This window comes from Marinobacter manganoxydans MnI7-9 (assembly GCF_000235625.1).
GTDB classification, from domain to species: Bacteria; Pseudomonadota; Gammaproteobacteria; order Pseudomonadales; family Oleiphilaceae; genus Marinobacter; species Marinobacter manganoxydans.
In genome coordinates this window covers 1-7708 of sequence record NZ_AGTR01000051.1, presented here as the reverse complement: position 1 = coordinate 7708, position 7708 = coordinate 1, and the positions used below count along the sequence as shown (strand labels likewise).

The 7708-nt window shown below is 59.1% G+C and carries 6 protein-coding genes; 3 read left to right on the top strand and 3 right to left on the bottom strand.

Going from position 1 to position 7708, the window contains the following annotated elements; genetic code table 11:
* Positions 1-553: 553 nt before the first annotated feature.
* The 3 genes from ltrA (at position 554) to KYE_RS11980 (ending at position 4909) form a co-directional block, all read left to right on the top strand.
* Positions 554-1933, top strand: coding sequence for a group II intron reverse transcriptase/maturase (gene ltrA, locus KYE_RS11985; protein ID WP_162097306.1), 1380 nt, complete (start codon positions 554-556; stop codon positions 1931-1933).
* 272 nt (positions 1934-2205) lie between these two features.
* Positions 2206-2451, top strand: coding sequence for a hypothetical protein (locus tag KYE_RS21455; RefSeq protein ID WP_136632012.1), 246 nt, complete (start codon positions 2206-2208; stop codon positions 2449-2451).
* Positions 2429-4909 carry a heavy metal translocating P-type ATPase gene (locus tag KYE_RS11980; RefSeq protein WP_008173696.1) on the top strand — a complete coding sequence of 827 codons (2481 nt, stop codon included), beginning with the start codon at positions 2429-2431 and terminating at the stop codon, positions 4907-4909. The genes KYE_RS21455 and KYE_RS11980 overlap by 23 nt, the downstream gene beginning before the upstream one ends.
* Before the next feature lie 247 nt (positions 4910-5156).
* Here KYE_RS11980 and KYE_RS11975 read toward each other — a convergent pair whose 3' ends face one another.
* The 3 genes from KYE_RS11975 to KYE_RS11965 form a co-directional block, all read right to left on the bottom strand.
* On the bottom strand, positions 5157-6590 hold the full coding sequence (locus KYE_RS11975; RefSeq protein WP_008173694.1) for an alkaline phosphatase D family protein: 1434 nt from the start codon (positions 6588-6590) through the stop codon (positions 5157-5159).
* A 31-nt stretch (positions 6591-6621) separates the two neighbouring features.
* Positions 6622-7065: a hypothetical protein gene (locus tag KYE_RS11970; RefSeq protein WP_039882014.1), complete on the bottom strand. Its 444-nt coding sequence runs from the start codon at positions 7063-7065 to the stop codon at positions 6622-6624.
* Between the two features lie 181 nt (positions 7066-7246).
* Complete coding sequence (locus KYE_RS11965) at positions 7247-7516, bottom strand: zf-TFIIB domain-containing protein (protein WP_172515652.1); 270 nt, start codon at positions 7514-7516, stop codon at positions 7247-7249.
* Positions 7517-7708: the final 192 nt, after the last annotated feature.

Sequence of the window (7708 nt, the reverse complement as noted above, 5' to 3'; positions counted from 1 at the left end):
GATGCGCCAGGTTAATCTGGCATGTTGGTGGCGCTGGAAATGCGCTACGAGGTAAGGCTGGCCAGCCGCCTTGGCCCCGAGTCATGGCCGCGACGGGTAACCGGAGTGGGCAAGCGTTGACAGGGGTTGTTGTGGGCCAGGTATTGAGCTCCGAAAATTCTCGCCCTTGGGGTGCCGACGGTATGCCCGTTCACGGAAGGCAACACTGGCCGAGGCGCAAATGGCAAGTCCCGGCCGGGCCCCACGGAGTCATAGACCCTGAGCACGCAGCTCTATACAGCATGCACGGAACCTGGGAGAGCCCAGCGCGTATCTGGTGGTGTGGGTAGTGCATCATCAGATCGGCAGGTGAAGGTGAAAGACCCGAACGACCTGCATGAACGCGGTTGGGCAGTCGGACGAGCCCATAGTAGTGGAGAAGCGGATGAACGAAGGCAATCAACGAGAGCAAGACCAAACTCGCCAAAAGCCGGAGGAATTCGTGGAGCGAAGGGGCTCGGCCAAGGGGAACACCGCTCAGGCGCCCACGACTGGGACACAGAGCCCAGGGGCCGTGTCGCGCGGTCTGATCGGTGTACGGGAAGCCGCAAGAAGGGACAAGACGTTGCAGTTTACTGCCTTGCTGCACCACCTAACGCCGGAGTGCCTGAGAGGAAGCTTTGCGCGCCTCAAGCGCAATGCGAGTCCAGGCGTGGACGGGGTGCGGTGGGAAGATTACGCACCGATTGCAGAGAAGCGGGTCGTGGACCTGCACCGGAGTGTACAAGAGGGCAGTTATCGGGCTCAGCCGGTCAAACGAGCACGCATCCTCAAAGAGGACGGCAGTGAGAGACTGCTGGGCGTCTCTGCCCTGGAGGACAAGGTTGTCCAGGGCGCACTGGTGGAGGTGCTCAATGCCATTTACGAGGTCGACTTTAAAGGCTTCAGCTACGGCTTCCGGCCGGGGCGAAGCCAACACGATGCGCTGGACGCGCTCTGGGTCGGCCTGACCAGTCAACCGGTCAACTGGGTTCTGGATATGGACATCCAGGGGTTTTTCGACCACATCCAGCACGACTGGCTCATGCGCTTTCTTGGCCACCGGATTGGCGACAAGCGCATTCTGCGACTGATCAAGAAATGGTTGCGAGTAGGCGCCTTCGATGAGGGGCAATGGCTCGATCTCGCCGAGGGCTCACCTCAAGGCGCAGCCATCTCGCCGTTGCTGGCCAACATTTACCTTCACTACGCGTTTGACCTATGGGCCGATTGGTGGCGCAGACACCACGCACGTGGACGGGTGGTCATTGTACGTTATGCCGACGATACCGTTATGGGGTTCCAAGGCCGCGACGATGCGGAGGCTTTCCGCACCGCCGTGGCGCAACGCCTCAATCGGTTCGGTCTGACGCTGCACCCGAAGAAGACGCGGCTACTGGAGTTTGGCCGCTATGCCAACATCAACCGTAAGCAGCGCGGCGCAGGCAAGCCGGAGACCTTTGACTTCCTGGGTATGACACATATTTGCTCGTGCACACGCCGAGGCAAGTACACCATCCGGCGCCAGACTGCCGCGAAGCGCTTACGGGCTAAACTGCAACAAGTGAAAAGGCAATTGCGTCGGCGCCTGCATCGACCGGTTCCAGAGACCGCTCGTTGGCTGTGCGCCGTGCTCCAGGGGTACTACAATTATCACGCGGTGCCATACAATCTGGCCTCGCTTCGAGCTTTCTGGCACCATCTCAGCCGCGCCTGGTTCAAGGCGTTGAGGCGCAGAAGCCAGAAAGCACGGGGCTTGACGTGGGAACGCTTCAAACGCTTTCGCGATGCCTGGCTTCCGCTACCGCGTATCCTCCACCCCTGGCCCAGCGAGCGGTTTCGCCGTCGTCACCCGAGGCAGGAGCCGTATGCGGTAATACCGCACGTACGGATCTGTGCGGGGGGTGCCTCGTGAGAGGCATTCCTACCGCAACTAGGGAACTGGATGCCCGTGAGGCCCAAGAACACATCACACAGGGATATCATGTAGAAAATCAGTAGAGGAGGCAATAACGCGTCAGCTCGCATTGCGCTTGCAATAAGCCCCATGTACTCCATGTCGATTGGTGTCGCGTATTGTCAACCTGACGCACACACCGGGCAGAAGCGACAAGCAGTGAATTCGGTGCAGAATATATCATCTACGCCTACTTGAACGGATAAAGACAAAAACACTGGAGAAAGAAGTTGGCTTGGAAATTTCAGTTGCAGCTTGCGAGCAAAACAATCGCCAGCACGGTGTTGGGCGGGCTGACCGGAATGGATCGGTTATGGCACCGCCGCGAAGCCAGCATGATAGCCTACGCGGCAGCAGCGTTGTGTGCCTGCGGCTTTGCGTTTGTCTCGCAGCATATTCCAGGTACCGATCCCAGTCGCGTTTTGGTTTCAACAAAAGATAGGATGTGCAACCATGGAAAAAACACTTCGCCTTGACCTCCCGCTCCTCCTTCCCGACACGCCGGATGCGCATGGGGCTTGTGCACAGCGGCTAGCCGAGAGCCTGGAAACTCGTGAAGGTGTCTCTATCGCCCACGTTCGCAATACAGAAAGCGGTGGGGGCATGGAGCTATGTATTCATTACGACCCCGCATTGCTTTCGCTTGAACGAGTCCGCGAAGTCGCCAAGGCGTTCGGGGCAGAGATTACCTCTCAGTTCGGGCACCTCGTGTGGCAGGTTGAAGGTATTCCGGATCAACGTCGGGCAAGAGCGGTCAGCGCACAGCTGCGCAGTCTCCCGGGGGTTGTAGAGGCCGAGGCCAATGCCAAGGGGCCGCTGCGGATTGAATTTGATCGAAGGCAAACTGATGAAAACACTCTGCGCAATGCCCTTCAGAACATGAGACTGTCGCTGGTACAAGACGAATCCAGACCGCATGAGCCGACTGGAGAAGCACACGATCATGAGCATGGCGGCATATTTGGTGCGCAAACGGAACTTATTTTTGTGGCCTTGTGCGGTGCGCTGTTGCTGATTGGCTGGCTTTTGCCGAAGTTCGTGGCGACGCCGCCATGGGCACCCCTGTTCGTCCTCGTGCCCGCCTATTTCTTCGGCGGCTACTACGCCCTGCGCGAGGCTATTGACAGTGTGCGCACTGGCCGGTTCGAGATTGATTTTCTGATGCTGGTGGCGGCGGCGGGCGCGGCAGCGCTTGGTGAATGGGCCGAGGGCGCATTGTTGCTGCTCCTCTTCAGTCTTGGCCATGCGCTGGAAGGCTATGCCATGGGTCGCGCCAAGCGGGCCATCGAAGCGCTTGGCGCCCTGGCGCCCAAAACCGCCACCGTGCGCCGGGATGCCAAGGTCGAAGAGATCGCCGTCGATGCTTTGCGGGTCGGTGACATCGTGCTGGTGAAGCCGAACGAGCGTCTGGCCGCGGACGGGTTCGTCATCAAGGGTGAAAGCAGCGTCAATCAAGCACCGATCACAGGCGAGAGCGTGCCGGTGGACAAATCACCCGTCGGGGATGCGACCGTTGCCGCGGAAAAACCCGACCTCGTGGATGCCGAAAACCGTGTCTTTGCCGGTACGATCAACGGCGGCAGTGCGTTGGAAATTCAAGTCACGCGCACATCGGCGGATTCGACCCTCGCCCGCGTCGTCAAGATGGTGAACGAGGCCGAAACCAACCAATCGCCCACCCAGCGCCTGACCGACCGGTTCGAACGCATCTTTGTACCGGCGGTTCTGGTTCTTGCCGTTGCGCTTTTGTTTGCGGGCTTCGTCGTCGACGAACCTTTCAGCGACACCTTCTATCGCGCCATGGCTGTACTGGTAGCGGCAAGCCCCTGTGCGCTTGCGATCGCGACGCCAAGCGCGGTTCTCAGCGGGGTCGCACGCGCCGCCCGTGGCGGTGTTCTGATCAAAGGCGGTGCCCCGCTCGAAAATCTGGGGCGGCTGACGGCCATCGCCTTCGACAAGACCGGCACACTGACAGAAGGCAAGCCGAAGCTCGTCGATGTGGTGACGGCCGATGACGTAGCGGAAGAGGAGCTTCTGCGGGTGGCGGTTGGGGTCGAGATGTTGAGCGACCATCCCCTCGCCGCTGCCGTTGTCAGGGGTGGACGCGAACGCCTGGGCGATACGCCTGCCGCCGAGTCATTGAACCTGCGCAGCATTACGGGCCGCGGGGTCGTGGCAGACGTCGAGGGCGAGACAACCTACATCGGTAAGGATGACCTGTTCGCGGAGATTGGCGGCCCTGCCATTCCTCCTTCTCTGAAGATCCAAATAGAAGCATTGGAAGCGAACGGCCGCACCACGATGGTTGTTCGCCAAGGCGACCGATATCTTGGCGTGATTGGGCTGATGGATACGCCGCGCGAAGCGGCACCGGCGGTGATAGAGACGCTGCGCACGATCGGCATTCGCCGGATGATCATGATCTCTGGCGACAATCAGCAGGTCGCGGACGCTGTCGCGCGGGCTGTCGGCCTTGACGAGGCACGCGGTGATCTGATGCCCGATGATAAGGTGGAGACGATCAAAAAACTGCGCGCAGAGGCTAAAGTAGCGATGGTTGGCGACGGCGTCAACGACGCTCCCGCGATGGCGAACGCCACAGTCGGCATTGCCATGGGCGCGGCGGGCTCGGATGTCGCGCTGGAAACCGCCGATGTGGCTCTGATGGCGGATAACCTGAACCATTTGCCCTTCGCCGTGGCGTTGAGCCGGTCGACGAGCTCAATCATTCGACAGAACCTGTGGTTCAGCCTGGGCGTTGTTGCCTTGCTGGTTCCCGCGACGATTCTCGGTCTTGGGATTGGACCTGCGGTGGCGGTTCACGAAGGGTCGACTATTGTCGTCGTGTTCAACGCACTGCGCTTGCTCGCATTTCGTTTTGCTCCACCTGTTACACCCGTGGGTAGGGTATCCAATGCGGAAATGTCGGTGTAATCAACCAGACAACAGGAAGCCGTTGCAGGAAGCTCCCAATGAAGTGGATCGAACAAACTCTCGGACCACTCTTCCTGGATGGGGATACAAGGCGTGTTCATTTGTTCGAGCTTCTGCTTGACGTGAATGACGGATTGAAAAAGGCAGGTAATAACACACAATTTACAGGTCATTGGTGCTGGATCATCGGCTGCGCAAACTCCGACGACCGCGCTAGCGGCCTTACATACATGTGTGAAGATTATTATCACAGAATAAGGGGCGGTGTTATCCCGCTCTCTTCCAGAGCCCAACGGGCGCGCCATATATCTGAACGCCGCTCAAGCACCAGATAGTTGCGTTCCGCAATATAGCGCGACTTCTGACCGGGGATACATGGGATTCGGATCGGACACGCCTTGAGCGGCGATTCACCAAATTGTGCAAGGGCCCCCAGAATTCGTGCCCACACCCTTGGCGGGGCGCGATGCGCAATGCCCGAGGCAACCAGCTGGTGTAACCAGCGACCGGCGCCGAGCTTCATCGTGGCACGCGTCGCCAGGTGGATTTCCCCCGAAAGCACCGTGACATCATGGCCGTTGGCAAGCGCCATGTCCCGGATCACCCGAAGCATATCGCACCATTCGTCACGGTGAGCGCGGCTTTGCCACTGATCGCGCAGATCGTCCTCGTATTTCTGCATTTTGGGGATGGCGACCATCAGAGCCTCAAGCACCGACAGGCGTGGACCCAGCAACGGCACGCTGGACATCAGGAACGTGTGACCCTGCACCGGGGTCGAGGCCTCAGCTCGAATCATCTTCCAGCCGCCGTCCCCCATTACCTCGTGGCGCGTACGCTCCGACCTCATATCAGGTGCAAGGAGGCGCAGACCGGCTGTGCGAACACTCCAGCCCAGATGCAGCCCGGCAGGATCGTGGAACCGTTCAGGCAGATCACCATCTACTGCGGCATGCTGAAAGGTCAAAAAACTCTCGCGGGCAACATCAAACAGGATTTGGCCGACCGGTGTGTCGGTCTTCGTCCCCGGTAGCGATCCCCAGCCATCGCAAATATCGTGGTCGTCCCACTGCATGAGAGACGGCACGCGCGCGGCGATCCAGACAAATTCCGGCGCACGATAAAGCGCCACGTAGCGCTCCAGGAAGCGTTCGCGCAAATAATGGCGCAAATCGGCAAGATCGGCGCGCGAAGGATCCTTGGGGATATGTTCGGGCCAGTCCTCGCTCAGGGGGTGACCCTCGGTGACTTGGTCAGCATAGACCTGATCGCCACCGTGCAGCAGCAGGGAAAACGGCGCGTTCCGGTGATCTTCTGTCAGGCGTGCCCACATCGCATTGCGCTCGGACCCTTCGCGCTCCAGATCGCCGATTTGCTCGCCGTTGCAGGACACATAGGCGATCCGTATATCGCCTCGAAAATCACTTGCCAAGGAGTAACTTTGGCCGTTCCAGGCATAACAGGACGAGCGGTTTGCGGGCAGGTCGAAGCGTGCTCGCCAAACGGTCATATGATCGTATTCCGCGAGGATTTCCGCTGTATGTACGCCGTGGACCGTTTCGATTGGCTCCGGGCACTCGCCATTGTCCGCAATGAAAAGGACAGAGAGCCGTAACACATATTTCTCGACATGGTCGAGAAAGAGAAGCGGTCCGGTCATGACCGGAGGTTCGGATGTCATGCGCAAGGTGGTTCCGATCAGTCTTCGGGCACTACTGTCGCCGTTGTCCTCGTCGCAGGACAGCGGGTATTGCAATCAGCGCGATCAGCCCTGCAACCCAAACCAGCAGAACGACCGTCTTGACAAGAAAATGAATCGATCCACCCGCCCAGCCGAGCAGCCCCTCAATATTGGCCGCATCACGTAAAGCCGTGGCTTCCTCCCCAAGGCCAAACCACTTCGCAAGCCCCGCTCCGGTATCGGCCAGTGGCCCGGCTGCACCGGAGATCCAGGAGAGGACCGGATCGACCAGCCACCAAGCGCCGAGCGAAAGCGCAGACCATATGACCAGCCCGGCCACGATGACCGAGGTCGGAATATTCAGCACCGGCAGGGCTCTGCGTTCGCGATAGCCGGAATGGTCATCGCCCTCATAATACCCACCCATGTCGCGATACCGTCTGTGTTTGGGTCGCCGGAAAAGATGATGTCCCATGATTTGCTTCCTCTAAGGGTGACGTTCACCTCCGCCAACACAACGTATCGCATCCTTGACCACCAGATGACCGCGGTGCGCGTCAAGGCCCCAGGTCAAAGTCCAGACGTAAGGATCCTGCGCCGCGGTGACACCAGGCAGGCCCATGTCCACCCGAGTTGCGCCGCCTGAACAAACCTGTCTAATCAAAAATTTCCGACAACCAGGACTTGCGGCGATACCCATGTTTGCCATGGCCTCCATGCTTGCCGTAACCGCCGTGCTTGTCATAGCCTCGGGGTTCTGGCTCGCGACGTGGTGGCGGCGCCAGTTCTACGGCACTACGCTCGATGATCTTGTCCAGCTCCCCCCGGTCCAGCCACACGCCCCGGCATTTGGGGCAATAATCAATTTCCACACCTTGTCGATCGGCCATCGTCAGATCAACACTCTCGCATACTGGACATTTCATGAGCTTCTCCTTTAGGTCAATCATCAGGGAAATCATAGTAGCACCATACTCACACCCCTTCACACTTGGGGCAACTAATCAAAATATTCTCCAGCATGTTATCGGCACCAACCATGATTAATTGGTGTGCCCAGAAGCCCCCTGCCCCCATTGAGCAGGTGATCTATTATCTGTTGTGAATCAAGGGGCAGT

Bases quoted from the DNA above. Each gene is read 5' to 3' on its own strand.
- KYE_RS11980 (WP_008173696.1), top strand. From the start codon at position 2,429: ATGGAAAAAACACTTCGCCTTGACCTCCCGCTCCTCCTTCCCGACACG.
- KYE_RS11975 (WP_008173694.1), bottom strand. From the start codon at position 6,590: ATGACATCCGAACCTCCGGTCATGACCGGACCGCTTCTCTTTCTCGAC.
- KYE_RS11970 (WP_039882014.1), bottom strand. From the start codon at position 7,065: ATGGGACATCATCTTTTCCGGCGACCCAAACACAGACGGTATCGCGAC.
- KYE_RS11965 (WP_172515652.1), bottom strand. From the start codon at position 7,516: ATGAAATGTCCAGTATGCGAGAGTGTTGATCTGACGATGGCCGATCGA.